This window comes from Ignavibacteriales bacterium, from assembly GCA_020635255.1.
Taxonomy (GTDB): domain Bacteria; phylum Bacteroidota; class Ignavibacteria; order Tepidaquicellales; family Tepidaquicellaceae; genus JAEYVS01.
On sequence record JACKAC010000001.1, the window covers coordinates 1,059,517 to 1,078,640 of the forward strand.

Consider the following 19,124-nt stretch of genomic DNA (forward strand, 5'->3'; position numbering starts at 1 on the left):
AATTAAACATAGTTTATTTACTATGAAACTTAAAAACCAAAGTAAATGGAAACATTAAAATTTACAATTTTGGGTTTGCTGTTAGGGTTAACTTCATTGAGCTACTCTCAGTCACCGGTAAATATGTATGAAACCTTCGAGAGTGGTGCTATTCCCCAGGGTTGGAACTTAACTGGATTTTTTGTTGATAATACTATGAGCCATACCATTGGGGGAACATACAGCGCGAGGAGTTCGCAGGGAGCGCCTCCGCAAAATAATTATCTGAGATCGCCAAAGTTTTCCGTTAACGCCGGAGAAAGAATTGAGCTCAGATTTTTTGCATTAAGGACAGGTGGTGGTCAGGATCCGTGGAGCAGTGTGAGGATCAAAGGAGCAACCTTAGATTACTCATTTGACACAGTTGTTATATCCAACACTACATGGCAGGCATTTAACCTCAGCCTGGAAAATGTTCCGGTTAGTGATTCGGTCTATATTTACTTTTACTGCAATACTAATCCCGGAAGTCAGAGAGCAATATTCGATGACATTTCCATTGTAAAGTCTGTTATTGTCGCAGGCTTGCCGTCTGAACCTACTGCGTTGACTGCCCTTGCCAATTCATCTACTAATATTAATTTGAGCTGGGCTGATAATTCTACTAATGAAACGAATTTTATCATTGAAAGACGGATGGAGGGAAGCGCTGTTTGGAATGTTATTGATACCGTTGGTGAAAACATTGTCACATATTCCGATAATCCTTTGAATGCTAATACGATATATCACTATAGAGTATACGCTAATAATATTGCAGGTAATTCACCTTACTCGAATATAGCCTCGGATACTACCTTTGCTGTAACGGGTATAATCTCTAATTCCAATACGCCTGCTGAATATAATCTGTATAATAACTATCCTAATCCGTTTAATCCATCGACCAAAATTAAGTTCGACCTTCCCAATAATGCCAATGTTAAGCTGTTGGTTTACGATATCAATGGCAGGGAAGTCGCTTCTATAATTAATAAAGGTCTTTTGGCAGGCAGTTATGAATATAATTTCGATGCCGCGGCTCTATCGAGTGGAATATATTTCTATAGTCTGATTACGGATAGTTTTATCGATACAAAGAAAATGATTTTAATAAAATAATTTCATTTTTTCTCTTTTCTTTATCTCCCACTAAAAATTTAACCCGCGGGGCTTGTCCCCGCGGTGTGTCACTGATGTTTCACTGCTCATTATCGGCAAAAAACATTTTTATAAACTAAATAAGTGGGAGCTTTATGAAAAAGCATTATCTTTTCGTGATTAAGCTTATTGTAAGCTTGGTCATCCTTCCGATGATCTTATCATTGTCTCCGGTCAAAGCTGTTTCTTTTTTCGATGTGCATTCAAAAACGGATTCTAATGAGCAATTTACTAAATGGAATCTGTATAGAAATTACCCTAACCCTTTTAACCCGTCAACTTCTATTAAATTTGAAGTACCGGGGAATACATCTGGGATCGTTAAACTCGTTGTGTATAATTCTGCCGGGGAAGAAGTTCGTTCGCTCATTAATTCTGAACTGGCACCGGGAGTTTACGAAGTTCAGTTTAGTGCAGGCGATCTTGCAAGTGGTGTATACTACTATAGCCTTATTACGGAGGGTTATATCAAAACTGAAAAAATGATATTGGTTAAATAAAATTTGTAATTATTTACGCTGCTGAGACCCCGCTCCATGCGGGGTTTTTTTATCTGTGATATACCAGCAATGGTATCTTTGAATGGAATGACATTTCCTCCGCTAGGCTCCTGTCGAATAGCCGTTTGAATAAACTCCTTTTCCGCGATGCGAGAGCCAGCAGGCTGACATTTTTTAACTGCGTGTAAACATCTATTGCTTCGACCACGTCATCACCGTATATGGCTTCGAAATGTATCTTCTTATAATCTGTCTTGCTTCCTACCAGTTTTATCATCCTTTCGAGGTCGCTCTGTGTCTTTTCCTTGCTGTCATCACTGACGTATACTATGTCTATACGCGCGTCATACGCCCTGGCAAGCTCAATTGCGTCTATAATACTTTCCACTTCATGCTTGTTGCAGGAAGACGCGAATAATATCCGTCTTATCTTTTTGTATTTTGCCAGCTCCGGTATTGCAAGAACCGGACATGGTGCATTGTCTATTACTTTGGTCGCTGTAGTTCCAAAAAGGAATCTAGTTATGTTTCCTCCGCCCTTTGTACCCATTACTATCAGGTCAGCTCTGGATTTTTGTGCCGTGGTGACTATATTATCGACTATTCCGCCCTCGAGCGCCTTAAAGTCCGTTGTTATCTGCTTATCGCTCTTCTGGATTCTTTTTGATTCTTTGCTCCATTCATTTTTCAGCTTATTTATTGTCCGCGTCTTTATCTCCCCGGTAACGGATCTTATAAGCTCATCATATACATACGGACTGATTGATGCCGGTGGGAAGACGTTTACTAATGTGATGCTTCCTCCGAATACTCTGCCCATCTCGATAGCATATATCAGCGCGTCCCTTGCGTAATCTGAAAAATCTGTTGGAACAAGGAATTTCATTGGTATGATTTTGTTATTAAAAAGTAATTAATATAAACCTCCCTTTAAATTCAATTCGGTGTACCTCCGGGAGAATTTTTAGTTTGTTTATTTTAGTTGTAAATAAAGGTATTTTGCCTGAATGATAGAGATAAAAGACTTATATAAGAGGTTCGGAAGTAATGAAGTCCTTCGCGGTGTTAACCTTACCATTCACGACGGTGAAACCATGGTTATCATTGGACGAAGCGGATGCGGCAAATCTGTCCTGCTCAAGCACATCATCGGTCTGCTTGAACCCGATAAAGGAGAGATTTACATCGAAGGACACAATATTGTGGATATGAAGGAAAAGGAAATTTATGAACTACGAAAGAAATTCGGATTCCTTTTTCAGGGTGCCGCGTTGTTCGATTCTATGTCTGTAGGAGAAAATGTAGGGCTGGCGCTTAAGGAAAATACCAACATGTCCAAAGATGAGATTGCCAGGGTAGTCGAAGACAAACTTGAAACTGTTGGCTTATCCGGTATTGAAGAGATGCGCCCTGCCGATCTTTCGGGTGGTATGAAAAAGAGGGTCTCGCTTGCCCGTTCACTGGCGACCGATCCTGAGTACATTCTGTATGATGAACCCACTACCGGTCTCGATCCTGTTATGAGTGACCAGATAGACGACCTGATAAAAGAACTTGCGGATAAACTCAAAGTAACTTCCATTGTTGTTACTCACGATATTTTCAGCGTGTATGATGTTGCCGATAGGGTTGCGATGATGCACGAAGGTAAGATTTATTTCGTTGGTACACCAAAAGAGCTTGTTGAGACCGATGATAAATTGATTAGAGACTTCTTGCATAGGACTGATAAATCACTTGAGATAGAAGAGCTGAAAGAGGAAGCCGATGAAGAGCGTGCCGAGCGCGAAAAAGCTCAGCACTCAGATAAGTGATAACACCAGTGCCATTTTTACAATATCATCCGAACTGCATCCCCTCGATAGATCCATTACAGGTTTTGCCAATCCCTGAACTATGGGTCCCGTCGCCGATGCGCCTCCGATCCTCTCCGTTATCTTGTATGCGATATTCCCTGCGTTTAGATCCGGAAAGATAAATACGTTCGCGTCACCCTTGATCTTTCCTTTCGGGTTTTTTCTTTTCGCGACTTCCGGCACGAACGCCGCGTCGAATTGTAACTCACCGTCCATTATCAGCGAAGGCTCACGCTTTTGTGTCAGCTTCATTGCTTCACGTATCCTTCCCAGCGACTCATGCTCCGCGCTGCCCTTCGTCGAAAAGGACAGGAAAGCTACCCTGGGTTTCTTTCCCGTTAGCTTTTTAAAATTCTTCGCGGTTTGTATCGCTATCTCCGATAGTTGCTCTGCCGTTGGTACGGGTATTACCCCCGCGTCGCCATATACGAACACCTTGTCATTCAGTCTGTGCCTGGTAGGAAACGTAAACAGGAAAAATGATGAGACCGTGTCGTTCTTTGGCTGAAGCCCTACCAGCGATATTGCGTTCCGCAATACCTCGCTCGTCGGGTAAACACTTCCCGCAATGATACCGTCTGCAAAATTCTCCTTCAAAAGCATGCACGCAAAAGTCATCGGGTTAAGCAGGTCCGCCTCTGCCTGTACGTATGTATAATCCTTCTTCTTTTTCTTCTTGATTTTCAGATACTCCTGGATGAACTGCGCAGAAAAACTTATATCTATTATGGTTAGATTGTCCGAATCGTTTAGCCCGATATTTGAAAACCCGTTGTCGATCAATATCACCTTTGCCAGCTTTTTCTTGAGTATGATCTTCACCGCCTCTATCACACGCGGCTCATCCGACTCCGGAAAGATTATTGTCTTCGGATTTCTCTTTGCTTTTGCTTCCAGCTGTTTAAATAGATCCATAGGCTACTCTATTATTTCGTCTATTATACCACCGCCGATCACGTCATCCCCTTCGTAAAACACTGCCGATTGACCCGGCGCGATTGATTTCTTCTTGTCCTTAAATACCACTCTAAACCTGTCGTCATCCATCTGCTCCACGATTGCAGGTGAACCGCTGTCATTATACCTGATCTTTACATTAAGCTCTGCCGGCTTATCCAGTTTTTCGACCTTCAGCATGTTGGATTCCTTCGTCATAAATCCGCTCTTATACAATCCTTCTTCGTCATCGATAAAGACCACATTATGTTCGGGGTCCAAACGCGATACATACACCGGCTTTCCAAGCGCAATGTTAAGCCCGCGTCTCTGTCCTATCGTGTAGTAGGGGAAGCCCTTGTGCGTGCCGACCTTTTCATCGTGATATACCACGTCGCCGTCGGTAAGTGACTCCATCCTATCCGGCAGTCGCAGGTTCAGCAGGGCGCGGTAGTCCTCGTTTGGAACAAAACATATCTCCTGTGAATCCGGAGTGTCCGCCGGCTTCAGGTTCATCTTTCGCGCCATCTCTCTTATTTCCGGCTTTGTATAACTGCCCAGCGGGAAGAGCGTCTTGCTCAGCGCGTACTGTGAAACCCGCCATAGAGCGTATGACTGGTCCTTGTTCCTGTCTTCCGCGACCGAAACGAAATGTCTGCCCTCTGCGTGATTTAACTTTGCGTAGTGGCCTGTAGCGACGTAATCCGCTCCCAGCGATTCTGCTTTCTCCAGAAGCGCGCCCCACTTTATTACCTTATTGCAAAGCACGCAAGGATTTGGGGTGTAACCGCGCATATACTCTGTGATGAAGTTATCTATCACGGTTTCATTGAATTTGTCCGTGAAGTCCAGCGTGTAGTGCGGAAATCCCAGGCTGTCTGCAACGCTTCGCGCGCTGTAGATCGTCTCCAGCGAACAGCATCCGCTGTCCCGCTCCGGGATGTCATCATAGCCCCATGTCTTCATAGTAATACCGATGAGATCATACCCCTCATCCTTCAGTAATGACGCCGCGACCGCAGAATCCACACCACCGCTCATTGCCACAACCACAGTCTTATTTCGCTTATCTGTACTCATAATATTCATACAAAATAAGAACACTGCATGAGTATTTAAAGTTAAAATATAAGAACACAGAATATCAGTGAAATAAATTATTGCTTTTTAACTTATCCTATAGTATTTTTATAAATTATTTAAAGAAAACATAACTAATAAATGAATAAATGTGCTGTTATAATTGGGGTAAATAAAGTGCATGGACTTCCAACTTTGTCGGCGGCAGTAAAGGGTGCTAAGCACTTTGAAAGTTGGGCAGGATCACAAGGATATGATTCAAAGTTATTTATTGATGACGTAGAACCCGTCACTATTTCTCAAATAAAAAACTCGATTAAACAGTTTGTTGAAGAAAGAATTTATTCAATAATGATAATTTATTTTGCCGGTCATGGAATATTAAAGGGACCATGTGATGAACAATGGTTGCTTTCGGAAGCGCCATTAGATTCAAATGAAGCTGTTAATGTGCAAGCTTCAAGATTTCTTTCGAGAAATGCGGGGATTCCGCATATTGTTTTTATCTCAGATGCATGCCGGTCGCATCCGGATAGCTATTTAATGGGAGGAGTCATTGGCTCGGTTATCTTTCCAAACATACTAGTAAATCAAAATCCATGCAGCATAGATATGTTTTATGCGACTATACCAGGGAATCCTGCTTATGAAGTTAAAAGTAATACAAGCAAAAATTACAAAGGGATCTATACAGATTGTCTTGTCAAAGGCTTGAATGGAGCAGATCGAGATATCATCACATGGGTAAATGGAGATTGTGTTGTAGAAGCCTATCCTCTAAGTAAATATCTTGAAGAAGTAGTCCAAGAGCGAATCGAAAATTTCAATATTGGGTTAAATCAATTTCCGGATGCAGAAATCACTTCTCGAGCCCCAAAATATTTATCAATAATTGCCGACGGTTCTGAGATGACTGTAGGATCACCAAAAATTGAAGAAGAAAGAAAAAATAATTTGGTTTATTTAAATGTTATAGACTCCAGGGATCCAGAGATTACTTTTAAAAATTATACGTCTGAAATTGAGGATAGTATAAACTTTATTATTAATTCTAAAGGAAAAGAAAGTTCTGAAATTCGTACAGGATTTACTATTGTAGGAGCATCAGATGTTGAACCCGTGTGCAGATCTGATTTTAATGTTTTCTCTGAGAACGATTCTTACCAAATAAACATTACTCCTTTACATTCGAATGACTATGACTATCCCTTGACACTATTATTAAAAATTGACGGCAAAAGTATTCCTTTAGCAGTACTGCCTGATTTTATTGGTACAGTTGTTATAGAAAAAGATCAGATTGCTAATGTAAATTATTTACCAAGCGAAAATTCATATAAATTTGATTTGGCAGTGGAGCGGACGGAAGAAATGAACAAGAGAAGGGCTCTTATTGCTACAGCCGCGCGTAATGGAACTTTTAGAATTAAAGGTGATATGTTCTCAGTGATTTGGGCGGCTAGTTATTTAAGACAAAATAAAGCAACGGATCCGACACTCGGACTTTATGCATCGTATGCCTATGCGCAAGCAGGAAATATTAAACAAGTAAATTCAATATATAGGTACATGCGAAGGGAGAGAGAACCGGTTTTGTTTGATATAATAATGTTTAATGCTATTGATAATAAATTGAAAGTTTCAATCAATAAGTTACAGAGTATGAGAAAAATAGCCCCATTTTGTCCTTTGCTTACTCAAGGATGGTCATATCTATCGATTGATTATAAAAAATTTGATTCAATTTTACAAGAATTAGCCGGATATTTAATTCCGGGTCTATGGACTACTTTTAATAAAGAAGGTACTAAAATTGTTGAAAAATATATTAATGAAGGAAAAATCTTATGAGATTAATTTTAATTCACGGGAGAGCTCAACAAGGAAAAGATCCTGTCAAACTAAAAGAAATTTGGATTGACTCCTTAAAAGAGGGTTTATCAAAAAATGGTTTGGAATTACCTGGAGAGCTAGACATTAGATTTCCTTATTATGGTGACCGGCTTGATGATCTTGTAAATAATAAGGAATTGCAGAATTTAAAAAAGGATGTTATTACCCGTGGTGTTGATTCAGATCAGGAAGCTCAATTCTTCTATGATTTTTTGAATGAAGTAGCTGACAATGCAAAGATAGAAGAAGAGGCGATTACTAAGAACTACGAGGGTGACGTTCTTGAAAAAGGTAATCCGTTGAACTGGGAATGGATACAGGCTATTTTAAGGACGATCGATGAGGAAACAGGATTTGGAAATGAGATTTTAAAAGCCTTTACGTATGATGTATTTATGTACTTAACAAAGCCGGGAATTATGAGAGTGATAAACACAATAATTGAATCAGAAGTGGATAATAACCCTTGTGTGGTTGTGGGACACTCTCTTGGAACGATCATAGGATATAATATCTTGAGGAAAAATGGATCGGCTAATGTTAAAAAATATGTTACATTGGGTTCGCCTCTTGGTTTGAAGTCAATTAAAAATAGATTGGAAACCCCTTTAGTGATGCCGCCGTGTATCAAGGGAGGTTGGTTTAATGCGTATGACGAAGAAGATTATGTCGCGCTTAACCCTTTAGATAAATCACATTTTAACATTATACCTTCAATAACCAATAAGAATGATGTAAAAAATCGTACTGACAGTCGGCATGGTATTGAAGGTTATCTGGATGATAAAGAAGTTGCAAGAGTAATATATGATTCATTAACTTCACAATGATATTCTAACTTTACACTGTTATCTCACTATTACATACTGGGCATGTAAATGTTCTCTCGCCTCCGCGCGTGTACTCCACATCCAGTATTGCTCTGCACCTGGGACACTTGACCGCCCTTGTAAATACATCCTGGTCGGTGGGGTTTTGCGGATCGGGACCATATTGATTAGGACCCACCGTACCCTTCTCGAACATTAGCCTCACAATATAGACAAGATTGAAGATCGGTACCAGCATAAAGAAAAACTTCTCACCGCCCTTATCCAGATCATGAAACCGCCTCACAACTGGGATAGAAAATATATATAACAATAATATTCCTGTTAAAAAATCGGTAAGAAAAAAAGTTGATTTATACTCTTCTGCTACATTCTCATATCCAGTAAAGCCGTAAATATCGGTAATGCCAAATAGCTTCCATAGCATTAAAAATCGGAGATTGGCTAATACGACTATTAGTAGGAAGTAGATTGTAAATCTTAATCGTTGGGTTCTTCCGCGGTAGAATTGTCTCATTACCCAAAGATAGTCTTTCCGCCCCTTAAATCAAATCATAATTCGCCCGTCCCGCCCTTTTCCCATTTATTCTGCAAAAACAATTAATTATATTGCACCATGAAAGTAAGTTTAAACTGGATAAAAACATACCTTCCTGACCTTAAAATAGGCGATATCAACGAGTTCGTAGAGAAGATGTGGGGGCTTGGCTTCGACATCGAGACTGTGGAGTATGGGGGGGAGAGGTTTGCGGGGATGGTCGTGGGGCTGGTGAAGCAGAAGCGGAAGCATCCCAACGCGGACAAGCTGTCCATATGTATAGTGGATGTGGGTGATGACAGGGAGTACCAGGTAGTGTGCGGGGCGCCGAACGTGGCAGAGGGGCAGAAGGTGTGCATGGCAAGGATAGGGGCAGTGATCCCGGTGGGTGAATTTGAGATAAAGAAGGCGAAACTCCGGGGGGAAGTCTCGGAGGGGATGATATGCAGTGAGAAGGAGCTCGGGCTGTCGGATGATCACGAGGGAATCATGGTTTTGAAAGAGGATGCAGAAGTGGGGATGCCGTTCGCAGAGTATCTGGGGGCAGATGACGTAATGATGGATATATGGGTTCCGCCTAACAGGGGAGATCTCTCGTCACACATCGGCATCGCGAGAGAGATAGGCGCTATATATGACATGAACGTCCAGATACCTAAAGTAGAAGTAAATGAAGGTAGTACACCTACCGAAGACCTGATAAAAATCTCAATAAAAAATAACGAGTTTTGTAAGCGCTTCACGGGGCGTGTAATAGAGAACGTTACGATAAAGGAATCACCGGAGTGGCTCAAGAAGAGGCTTACCGCGGTGGGACTGCGTCCGAGGAACAATATCGTGGACATAACCAACTTCGTCATGATGGAGACAGGACAGCCATTGCACTCATTCGATTATGACACGATAAGAGGTAAGGAGATAATGGCAAGCACCGCTAAGGACGGCGACAAGTTTGTAACACTCGACTCAAAAGAGAGGACTCTCAGCGACAGTACTTTAATGATATGCGATAGGGACGGTTATTCAGGTATAGCGGGCGTGATGGGAGGTGAACTTTCCGAAATCACTGACGACACAAAGAATGTATTCCTCGAAGTAGCATATTTCGACCCGGTAAATATAAGGCGAACCGCGAAAAGATTAGGGCTATTCACGGACGCTTCCCAGCGTTTTGAAAAGGGAGTAGATATAGATAACCTCGAATTCGCGTCAAACAGGGCGGCACAGTTAATAGAGGAATTAGCCGGAGGCGAGATCTCAAAGGGGATCATTGACGTTTATCCTGCGCCATTCGAGCCGGTAGAGGTCGGCGTAAGAGCAAAAAGAGCCAGCGACCTGCTGGGTGTAGAGGTAACCGAATCAGAGATTATAAAACATCTCGACAGAATAGATATTAAGTATTTAAAGAACGATGATGACTATATGATATTCGAAATTCCCGAATACAGAAGATATGATATAGAGAGGGAAGTAGATCTGATAGAAGAGATCGGCAGGCTGAACGGGTTCGATAAACTTAACGAAAACGTAACATACAGCACCGATCTAGCCGCGATAAAGGAATACAGTACGGCAAAGATGAAAAAGATATCGGACGTGAGGGAATATTTCATTGGCAGAGGATTCAATGAAATTTTAACAGGAAGTTTGCTCGATAAAAGCAAGTTGAAACACTTTGGCAAAGATTATGTCGAACTGGAGAATCCGTCGTCCTCTGAAATGAATGCATTGAGGACAAACCTGGAATACGGGATGCTTAATTCAGTGAGAAATAATGTAAATCACTCCGGAAAGGATATTGCGTTAAGATTATTCGAAATAGGGAAAATACATGGTTTAGACGGGCGTAAATTCACCGAAAATTACCATTTATGCTTCACCCTATCAGGCATGGATGATACTGTTTCTTTTGATGTTAGGGAGAGGGAAGCCGATATATTCGATATTAAGGGCGAAATCGACATGTTCATGTCTAAATTCAATATTGAAACTTACGCATTATTTTATTATAATGATGCGGAAAAGGGTAAAATAGGTATCCATGTAAGTGATAAAGAGATTGGATACTTAACTAAGGTTAGTAAAGATTTACTTGAACTTTTCGATATCGATGCAAATGTGTTTTTGTGTGAGTTAGATTTAGATGCTCTTTTAAAAGAAATTAACAGAAATATTTATTACAAGGAGATTTCACGTTATCCTGCTGTAAAAAGGGATCTGGCATTTGTAATAAATAAGAACACCGCTTATAATGACATAAAAGAAGCAATTGTAAAGAACGGCGGTGAATATCTGACCGGTGTGAGACTGTTCGACGTTTACACGGACAAGAAACTTGGCGACGATAAAAAAAGCATGGCTTTTTCGCTGAATTTTTCCTCGAACGAAAGGACGCTTACAGATGACGAAATCAACCGTCAGGTGGATAAGATAGTAAAGAGCCTCGAATCAGGGCTGGGAGTTTCATTGAGAAATTAACATACTTAATGTCTCAGGAAGAGAACAACATAGATAGTTTACAAAAAGCAAGGGAGTCGCATTTAATAGCACTTGAGAACCTATTTTCAAAGGCTAGAGCCCTTGTAAACAAGATGAAGGACACCCAAGAAGAGAATAAAGAACTCAAAGAGGGGATTAAGGAATTAAATTCAAAGATAACTGACTTAAAATTACAATTAACAAAAATAAACTCCTTGTGCGTATTAAAGGACAAGGAAATTTCCGACTTAAAAAATTTAGCTTTAAACAAAGATAATAATTCGAATCAAGACAAAGATGAAATAAAATCCAGGATAAAAGAATTAATATCCAGGATAGATTCGCATTTAGAGGAAGCGGAGACACACGAAGAAGAGTATGATTAGATGAGGCGGGCATGAAATCCCGCATTGAGCCGAACCTGAGGGGGAAAGGCTCGGATGTTTGACTGGCACATTTTAAAATTTTTTCGTTCTAAATAAATGGAGAAGACCGGTATTAAAGTAAAAATATTCAATAGCGAATACAACCTACAGGGTGACAACATTCACGAGGTAGAAAAAGTAGCCAATCATGTAGACAGTTTGATGCAGAAGATCGGCTATGAGTCGCCCAATCAATCCGGAGAAACCATAGCAGTAGTTTCGGCGCTTAACATTGCGGAGAGCTATTTCAAGGAAAAGGAAAGGAACAAGGAACGGGAAAAGGAGTACGTTAGTTTTATAGGTGAGTGTAATACCAAGATAAGTGATATTGGTAACATAATAGACGAAAATCTATAAAAGCTCTTTAATATAAGTTTATCCAGCGAGTTTAAACCGCGCGGATAGCCACAGTCAAACATTATAAAGAACCAACAGTATTTACCTGGGAGGTTAGCTCTCGCAAGTGTTAATTGCAGGCCTCGACTACGGGAAACCTGGTTTCGCTTCACCCTTGATCGGGTGAGTCAAGCGGACAGTGGAAGCAAAAGACATTTTGGCGCCACCCACCGTTTTTAAAGACGGGTTCTTTTATAACCTTTGTGCTAGGGCTTTATTTCCGCAGCGGTTTTTTTATTTTAAGGAGAAAAGTTTTTTAAACAATATAATTTAGTAAATATGATCCCGTGATAGCGGGATATCTAAGGAGAAACATTTAGGGGAAAATTTATGGGAGAAACATATATATTAATACCGGTGGTGGTGGCTTTGTGCGCATTGATGTTCTTTATAGGCTGGTACCTACAAGCAAAGACCAGCTCTGCCAAACTTGAAAAAGCCGGAGCAACGGCTGAAAAAATAGTCAAAGATGCTGAAAATAAAGCGTCATCTCTAGTAAACGACGCTGAGAAAAGGGCAAAAGCTTATCAGGAAGATGCTGAAAAAGCCGCCCAGAATCTCAAGAAGGAAAAACTTCTCGAAGTCAAAGACGAATTTTACAGGCGCAAGCAGAAATTCGACGAAGAAGTACAGGAAAGAGAGAAGGATGTCGTAGTTGAGGAAAAAAGGCTTAAGAAAGAGCGGGAACAACTCGAAGAGAAGGCTGAGGAAATCAACAAAAGAACCAGCGAAGTCAGCAAACTTCAGTCCGATTTTGAGACGAAACTTAAGCTCGTCGATGAAAAGGAGCAGGTTATCGCAAAACAGATCGAAGATAACAAGGCTCTCATCGAAGAACAGAACGCAAAGTTACTTAGTATTTCCGGGCTTACGGAAGAGGGAGCAAAGAAGATACTCTTCGACAGCCTGATAGACGAAGTAAAGCTCGAGTGCGCGGCAAAACTCCAGGAAATACGGGATGAAGCCAAGCTCGAAGCAAACAAGCTCTCGCGAGATATTATACTGCAAGGAATACAGAGATCCGCAGCAGACCACTCTGTCGAGACAACCGTAAGTGTGCTTCAAATACAATCAGACGAACTCAAAGGAAGAATAATCGGTAAGGAAGGCCGTAACATCCGCGCATTCGAAGCCTGTACGGGCGTAGATATAATAGTGGATGATACACCTGAAGCGATCATTATTTCCGGTTTCGATCCGTTTAGACGGGAGATAGCCAGGGTAGCAATGGAAAGACTTATTGCCGACGGAAGGATACACCCGGCGAGGATCGAGGAGATAGTAGAGAAGGTCGAGAAGGAACTCAATGAAGAGATCATCCAGGTTGGTGAGAACACTCTCATCGAAATGGGTATCCAGGGAGTTCACAGGGACATCCTGACACTTATCGGAAGAATGAAATACCGTTCAAGCTACGGACAGAATGTACTTAACCATTCGATAGAGGTTGGTTACTTAGCCGGTATAATGGCGGCTGAGCTCGGACTCGATGCCCACATGGCAAAGAGGGCGGGACTTTTCCACGATATGGGAAAGACGATCGATAAGAACATCGAAGGACCTCATGCGATACTTGGTTATGAAGTTGCTAAGAGGTGTAAGGAACACCCGGTAGTATGTAACGCAATAGGCGCTCACCACGATGAAATGCCTATGGAACACCCGATATCGGTTTTGGTGCAGGCGGCTGACGCAATCAGCGGAGCAAGACCGGGAGCAAGAAGAGAATCGGTCGAAGCTTATTCGAAGCGTCTCGAGAAGCTGGAAGAGATCGGAAGTTCGTTCACCGGTGTCGCAAAAACATTCGCTATACAAGCAGGCAGGGAAGTCAGGGTTATCGTCGAACAGGAAAAAGTGGACGATACAAACCAGGACCAATTAGCCGTAGATATAGCAAAAAGGATACAGGAAGAGATGGAATATCCGGGACAAATCAAAGTAAACGTAATTCGGGAACGGCGTTCCATTGCATATGCAAAATAAAATTTATATGTTAAAAGCGGAGTTAATCTCCGCTTTTTTTATCAATTAATCTAATCAATGCATACCATAAAAGATAAGGTTTTGGTGGGAATTACCGGGGGTATAGGTTCCGGTAAGACAGAAGTATGCCGTGTCCTGGAAAAGGAAGGATTTAAGGTCCTCTATGCTGACCAGATGGCGAAGGACCTTTATACAACGGATAAGAAACTCAATGAAAAGATCGTAAAGATGCTCGGTAAGAAAGTGCTGAACTTTAAGAATAAGATCAGTCTTTCAAAGCTGAAGAAAGAAATATTCTCAAACGAAAAGATATATAAGAAGTTCACACATCTAGTTCACCCTGTAGTGATAGAGGCACTCAAGAAGGAAATAAAATCAATGAAAGGTGAGAAGATAGTTCTCATCGAGACAGCGCTAGCATTCGAGAGCGGAATGGACAAGGACCTGGATTATGTGATAATGGTATATTCAAACAAGAAGAACAGGATGGCCCGCATCAGGCTGAGAGATGAATCGACATACAAGGAGATCGAAACAATAATGCATTTCCAGATGGACGAGAAGGAGAAGATAGAAAAGTCAGATTTTGTGATAGTGAATAACAAGACACAGAAGGACCTGGATGCCCAGACAATATTTATAGGAAAAGTTCTAAAAGCGCTCAAGAAGAGGAAGAAGTAAATTTAGGTTATGAGTAACCAGGAAGGCGTAAATTATCTGCTCTTAACAATTAATGCTCTTTTCGTAGGTCTTACCTTCGTAACTCTTACCGGAGACGGTAAGTTTTTTGTTTTATTTGTTGGATGGCTTATGTTTAACGTTGTATTGCTCGCAGTATCTTTACTGATCTTTATTACCTCTTATGTGTCGTATTTCCAAAAACATCTAAAGAAAAATGTTTTATATGTGAGCTGGGCTAACCTGGTTCTTAACTCTGCTTTTATTGCAGGGATATTTGTGCTTAATTCCATGCATTTGTGGGAATGATAAATGAAAAATTACTTAAAGTTAATACTGAGGTAAAGGTTTATCATAAGTTTTAGTGGATTTTGTTCCGGTCATTTAGATTGCATAATTAAATAATTTTCCCTAAAATTTGATATTGTTTTATTAAATTTTAAAGAAAAAGGAGGTTTGTCTTCTACGACCAACACAGGGAAAACGTTAAAAACGGACACAGTTCCCTAAACGGTAAGGTCTTAGTCTTAAATCAAAATTACGAACCCCTTACCGTCTGCAATGTAAGACGCGCGTTCATATTAACCTATCTTGGAAAAGCTGAGATCATCAGCAATAACGGCGCGAAAGTTATTCAAACGGTTTACCAATCATTTGATTACCCCAGTGTAGTACGCCTGGTATTTTTCGTAAAGGTGCCCTTCAAAAAGATAATTCTCTCAAGGAAGAACATTCTAAGGCGTGACGGTCACAGATGCCAGTACTGCGGTACGAGCTCTAACCTCACTGTAGACCACATGATGCCGAGATCGAGGGGCGGGGAAGATACATGGGAAAACCTTGTAACAGCTTGTATTAAGTGCAACAATAAGAAAGGGGACAGGACTCCGGATGAATCCAGAATGCCCCTAAAAAACAGACCGAAAAGACCTTCACACATCACATTCATCAAAAACTTTGCAGGTAAGGTGGACGATACGTGGAAACCTTATTTATATATGTAATTGCATTTATTTAAAGTTTTTAATTGGCTATCTTTGATGATTTGGTGAATCTGCAAAGGTGTCTTTATACTGAGCCCAGCCAAAATTTCGATTTTTAAACGTTTTTATTCATTCAAATTGAATTTCTGATCATGGAAAAGTACCTGCTTTATATTAATGGAGAATTTAAGGAAGGAAGTACGGGAAAGTATTTCAAAGCAATAAACCCTGCCGATGGTTCGGAGATCGCGGAGATAGCCGAAGCAACGGTAGATGACGCAAAAGCGGCAATAGACGCGGCAAGGAACGCATTCGACAGCGGAGTATGGAGTGAGATGTCACGCGAAGAGAGAAGCGCGATAATCAAACAGATCGTCGATAAGATAAATGAGAACAAGGATAAGTTGACGGAGCTCGAAGTTAAGGACTCCGGTTCGACGCTTAAGAAAGCGGGAGAAGACGTTTATCTATCAGCAAGGAATCTAAATACATGCGCTAAGCTGGCGCTTGTGGATCTAAATGAAGTATCGGAAGTATCGAAAGAAGGTGTAAGCAAGAACCTGATAGTTCGTGAGCCGATCGGCGTCTGCGCCCAGATCATTCCATGGAATTTCCCGCTCAAGATGGCAATATGGAAAATAGGACCGGCTCTCGCAGCGGGGTGTACTATTGTATTGAAACCTGCTCCCGAGACATCGGTTACAGCGATGGAACTGGCGAAGCTGGTAGATCAGACAGACCTACCCAAAGGAGTGCTCAATATTATAACAGGTGATGCTGAAGTAGGAACAGAGATGGTAAGCAATCCTAAAGTGGACAAAGTTGCATTTACGGGTTCGACGGAAGTCGGAAAGATAATAATGAGGAATGCCGCGGACACTTTAAAGAAAGTAACGCTGGAGTGCGGAGGCAAATCGGCTAACATCGTATTGGATGATGCGGACATAGATATGGCTGTCGATGGAGCAATATACGCAGGATTTTATCACCAGGGACAGTGCTGTGAGGGCGGAACAAGGCTTTTGATACAGGAGAGCATTTATGATGAATTCATTACGAAGATGAAGGATAAGATGAGCAGGATGAAGATAGGCGACCCAATGGATAAGACAACCGACGTAGGTCCGGTGGTTTCACAGGAGCAGTTCGACCGTGTAATGGGATACATCGAACTGGCTAAAGAAGAAGGCGCGGAAGCATTGACAGGCGGTAAAAGATCAGGTGATAAAGGGTTTTTCATCGAGCCGACGGTATTTGTGAACGCAGAAAACTCTATGAAGCACGTGCAGGAAGAGATATTCGGACCGGTTATATCAGTATTGAAATTTAAAGATGATGCCGAAGCAGTAAAGATAGCAAATGATTCGATCTATGGACTGGGTGGAGCGGTGTGGTCTAAAAATGATGACAGGGCGATGGAAATTGCCAAAAAGGTACGCACAGGCACTATTTGGATCAACGAATATCACCTGATGAATGAGAGAGTGCCGTTTGGCGGTTACAAGCAGAGCGGAATCGGAAGGGAATTTGGAATAGACGGAATAAAAGAATATACGGAGCTTAAACATATTTATATTGACGAAGTAAAGGACAGAGAAAAGAAGTTCTGGTACGGAACGGTCGTACCAAAAGATCAATAAATTTTTAAACAGTACTACCTTTGGATATTAGAAACAAGAAAGTTCTTATACTCGGCGGATGGGGTTTAGTCGGTTCCGCTATTGCAAGAAAGATAGTAGCAGAGGAACCGTCATCAATTGTACTAACATCGCTGAAGGAAAGTGAAGCAAGGGACATTTGTGACGCGCTGACAAAGGAGTTTGGCAAGCCTGAAGGATACTTCGTTCCTTTTTGGGGCAACGTCTTCATCCGCAATAAATATAAAGATACACCGAGAAGCGAGTATGTGCATGACCCCGAAAAGAGGCTAGACCTGCTGGGAGACATTGTAGATGAGCTGAATGAAGAGATACTAAAAGAGTCCGCAATTTATCACATGTTCGCAGAACACAAACCGGATGTAGTGATAGATTGCATTAACACCGCCACAGGAATTGCCTACGCAAACATTTACAAATCATACAACGAAATACTCGGTATTATCAAGAAAGGCGACGGGGACTACGATGCATTAAAAACCTCCGTTGAAAATCTTATAAGTGTTTCGTATGTCCCTCAATTGATCCGTCACATACAATTGCTTTATAATTCGATGAGGGAATTTGGTACATCGTTTTATCTAAAGATAGGAACGAGCGGTACAGGCGGAATGGGTTTGAACATTCCATTTACACATAGCGAGGAGAAACCATCTAGAGTATTACTAAGCAAGGCATCAGTAGCAGGCGCTCATACAATACTTTTGTTTTTAATGGCGCGTACACCGGGCGGTCCGATCGTAAAAGAATTAAAACCAACAGCATCTATTGCGTGGAAAAAGATCGCTTACGGGGAAGTTCTAAACAAAGGTGTACCGATGAGACTATATGACGTTTCAATGGAAAATACAGAAGAGCTCGGAAGCACTTTTTCAAGGAAAGCCGATAAGGAATATAAAGAGACAGGCAAGCTAGAGACGGCATTTATAGATACGGGAGAGAACGGAATTTTTGCGAAAGGGGAGTTTGAGACGATAACTTCGGTAGGGCAGATGGAATTCATTACCCCGGAGGAGATAGCTGAGGCGGCAATCGATGAGATAAAAGGTTCAAATACGGGACACGATATCGTAAACGCGCTGGACGCTTCGGTCATGGAGCCGACTTACAGGGCAGGATTTATGCAGAGCTATGCGGCGGAAAAGCTGGATGAGCTCGAAAAAAAGCACAATACCAGCTCAGTTGCATTTGAGATGCTTGGACCTCCCAGACTGACAAAATTATTATATGAGGCGCAAATAATTCGACTTATATATAAAAATTTCAATAATTATATTAATTCCGATAAAGGATCACGTTCTCAGCAGATCACAGATTTCCTAAAGGAAAATCCAAAACTTGTCAGTGAAATAACATCGGTAGGATTGCCGATATTGATGAGTGACGGAAAGACGATATTGAGAGGTCCGGAAGTGCTAGTTCCCGGTAAAGCGGAAGGTGATAATATCAATGTAACTGACTCGCAAATCAACAAGTGGGCGCATTCCGGCTGGGTAGATCTGCGAACGGAGAACTGGGACAGATGGGAAAGCAGGTTTAAGGATCTAATCAAGCAAGCAAACTATGATGAGGACAGGCTTCACAGTTCAAGATATATTTACAACAAGGATTACTGGGAGAATTTCGAGAATATTAACATAGGAAAAGTTGTCGGCTGGCTGTTTATATATGAGGAAGACGGTTTAAGATTTAAGAGGTAAAAATTATTAAC

18 protein-coding genes are annotated in these 19,124 nt (G+C 41.3%); 14 read left to right on the top strand and 4 right to left on the bottom strand.

Annotated elements, in window-relative coordinates:
• Positions 1 to 45: 45 nt before the first annotated feature.
• Positions 46 to 1,140, top strand: coding sequence for a T9SS type A sorting domain-containing protein (locus H6614_04785; protein MCB9242966.1), 1,095 nt, complete (start codon positions 46 to 48; stop codon positions 1,138 to 1,140).
• A gap of 134 nt (positions 1,141 to 1,274) precedes the next feature.
• Positions 1,275 to 1,679 (top strand): T9SS type A sorting domain-containing protein, encoded by a 405-nt coding sequence (locus H6614_04790; protein MCB9242967.1) that lies wholly within the window; start codon positions 1,275 to 1,277, stop codon positions 1,677 to 1,679.
• A 49-nt stretch (positions 1,680 to 1,728) separates the two neighbouring features.
• On the opposite strand, the gene H6614_04795 is transcribed toward H6614_04790, so the two are convergent.
• Positions 1,729 to 2,565 carry a universal stress protein gene (locus H6614_04795; protein ID MCB9242968.1) on the bottom strand — a complete coding sequence of 279 codons (837 nt, stop codon included), beginning with the start codon at positions 2,563 to 2,565 and terminating at the stop codon, positions 1,729 to 1,731.
• Positions 2,566 to 2,686: 121 nt separating this feature from the next.
• Between H6614_04795 and H6614_04800 the strand changes: the two genes are divergently transcribed.
• Entirely contained in the window at positions 2,687 to 3,493 is an 807-nt protein-coding gene (locus H6614_04800; protein MCB9242969.1) for an ABC transporter ATP-binding protein, read from the top strand.
• On the opposite strand, the gene pta is transcribed toward H6614_04800, so the two are convergent.
• Entirely contained in the window at positions 3,482 to 4,450 is a 969-nt protein-coding gene (pta, locus tag H6614_04805; protein MCB9242970.1) for a phosphate acetyltransferase, read from the bottom strand. The two genes, H6614_04800 and pta, sit on opposite strands and share 12 nt — an antisense overlap.
• A 3-nt stretch (positions 4,451 to 4,453) precedes the next feature.
• The gene (gene mnmA, locus H6614_04810; GenBank protein ID MCB9242971.1) at positions 4,454 to 5,551 is read right to left on the bottom strand and encodes a tRNA 2-thiouridine(34) synthase MnmA; all 1,098 of its coding nucleotides are present in this window, start codon (positions 5,549 to 5,551) and stop codon (positions 4,454 to 4,456) included.
• 141 nt (positions 5,552 to 5,692) lie between these two features.
• On the opposite strand from mnmA, the gene H6614_04815 reads away from it, so the two are divergent.
• Positions 5,693 to 7,402 (top strand): caspase family protein, encoded by a 1,710-nt coding sequence (locus tag H6614_04815; GenBank protein MCB9242972.1) that lies wholly within the window; start codon positions 5,693 to 5,695, stop codon positions 7,400 to 7,402.
• 101 nt (positions 7,403 to 7,503) lie between these two features.
• On the top strand, positions 7,504 to 8,274 hold the full coding sequence (locus tag H6614_04820) for a hypothetical protein (GenBank protein ID MCB9242973.1): 771 nt from the start codon (positions 7,504 to 7,506) through the stop codon (positions 8,272 to 8,274).
• A gap of 10 nt (positions 8,275 to 8,284) precedes the next feature.
• On the opposite strand, the gene H6614_04825 is transcribed toward H6614_04820, so the two are convergent.
• Positions 8,285 to 8,791, bottom strand: coding sequence for a DUF805 domain-containing protein (locus H6614_04825; protein ID MCB9242974.1), 507 nt, complete (start codon positions 8,789 to 8,791; stop codon positions 8,285 to 8,287).
• 99 nt (positions 8,792 to 8,890) lie between these two features.
• On the opposite strand from H6614_04825, the gene H6614_04830 reads away from it, so the two are divergent.
• The 9 genes from H6614_04830 (at position 8,891) to H6614_04870 (ending at position 19,113) form a co-directional block, all read left to right on the top strand.
• Positions 8,891 to 11,290: a phenylalanine--tRNA ligase subunit beta gene (locus tag H6614_04830; GenBank protein MCB9242975.1), complete on the top strand. Its 2,400-nt coding sequence runs from the start codon at positions 8,891 to 8,893 to the stop codon at positions 11,288 to 11,290.
• An 8-nt stretch (positions 11,291 to 11,298) separates the two neighbouring features.
• A complete protein-coding gene (locus H6614_04835; protein ID MCB9242976.1) occupies positions 11,299 to 11,676 on the top strand; it encodes a hypothetical protein in 378 nt (125 codons plus the stop codon).
• A gap of 96 nt (positions 11,677 to 11,772) precedes the next feature.
• A complete protein-coding gene (locus tag H6614_04840; protein ID MCB9242977.1) occupies positions 11,773 to 12,072 on the top strand; it encodes a cell division protein ZapA in 300 nt (99 codons plus the stop codon).
• A 369-nt stretch (positions 12,073 to 12,441) separates the two neighbouring features.
• The gene (gene rny, locus H6614_04845) at positions 12,442 to 14,094 is read left to right on the top strand and encodes a ribonuclease Y (protein MCB9242978.1); all 1,653 of its coding nucleotides are present in this window, start codon (positions 12,442 to 12,444) and stop codon (positions 14,092 to 14,094) included.
• A 57-nt stretch (positions 14,095 to 14,151) separates the two neighbouring features.
• Positions 14,152 to 14,775 carry a dephospho-CoA kinase gene (locus H6614_04850; protein MCB9242979.1) on the top strand — a complete coding sequence of 208 codons (624 nt, stop codon included), beginning with the start codon at positions 14,152 to 14,154 and terminating at the stop codon, positions 14,773 to 14,775.
• Between the two features lie 9 nt (positions 14,776 to 14,784).
• A complete protein-coding gene (locus tag H6614_04855; protein ID MCB9242980.1) occupies positions 14,785 to 15,081 on the top strand; it encodes a hypothetical protein in 297 nt (98 codons plus the stop codon).
• Between the two features lie 269 nt (positions 15,082 to 15,350).
• The gene (locus H6614_04860) at positions 15,351 to 15,776 is read left to right on the top strand and encodes an HNH endonuclease (protein MCB9242981.1); all 426 of its coding nucleotides are present in this window, start codon (positions 15,351 to 15,353) and stop codon (positions 15,774 to 15,776) included.
• A 131-nt stretch (positions 15,777 to 15,907) separates the two neighbouring features.
• Positions 15,908 to 17,395, top strand: a complete 1,488-nt coding sequence (locus H6614_04865) for an aldehyde dehydrogenase (protein MCB9242982.1) — start codon at positions 15,908 to 15,910, stop codon at positions 17,393 to 17,395.
• Between the two features lie 20 nt (positions 17,396 to 17,415).
• A complete protein-coding gene (locus H6614_04870) occupies positions 17,416 to 19,113 on the top strand; it encodes a short-chain dehydrogenase (protein MCB9242983.1) in 1,698 nt (565 codons plus the stop codon).
• Positions 19,114 to 19,124: the final 11 nt, after the last annotated feature.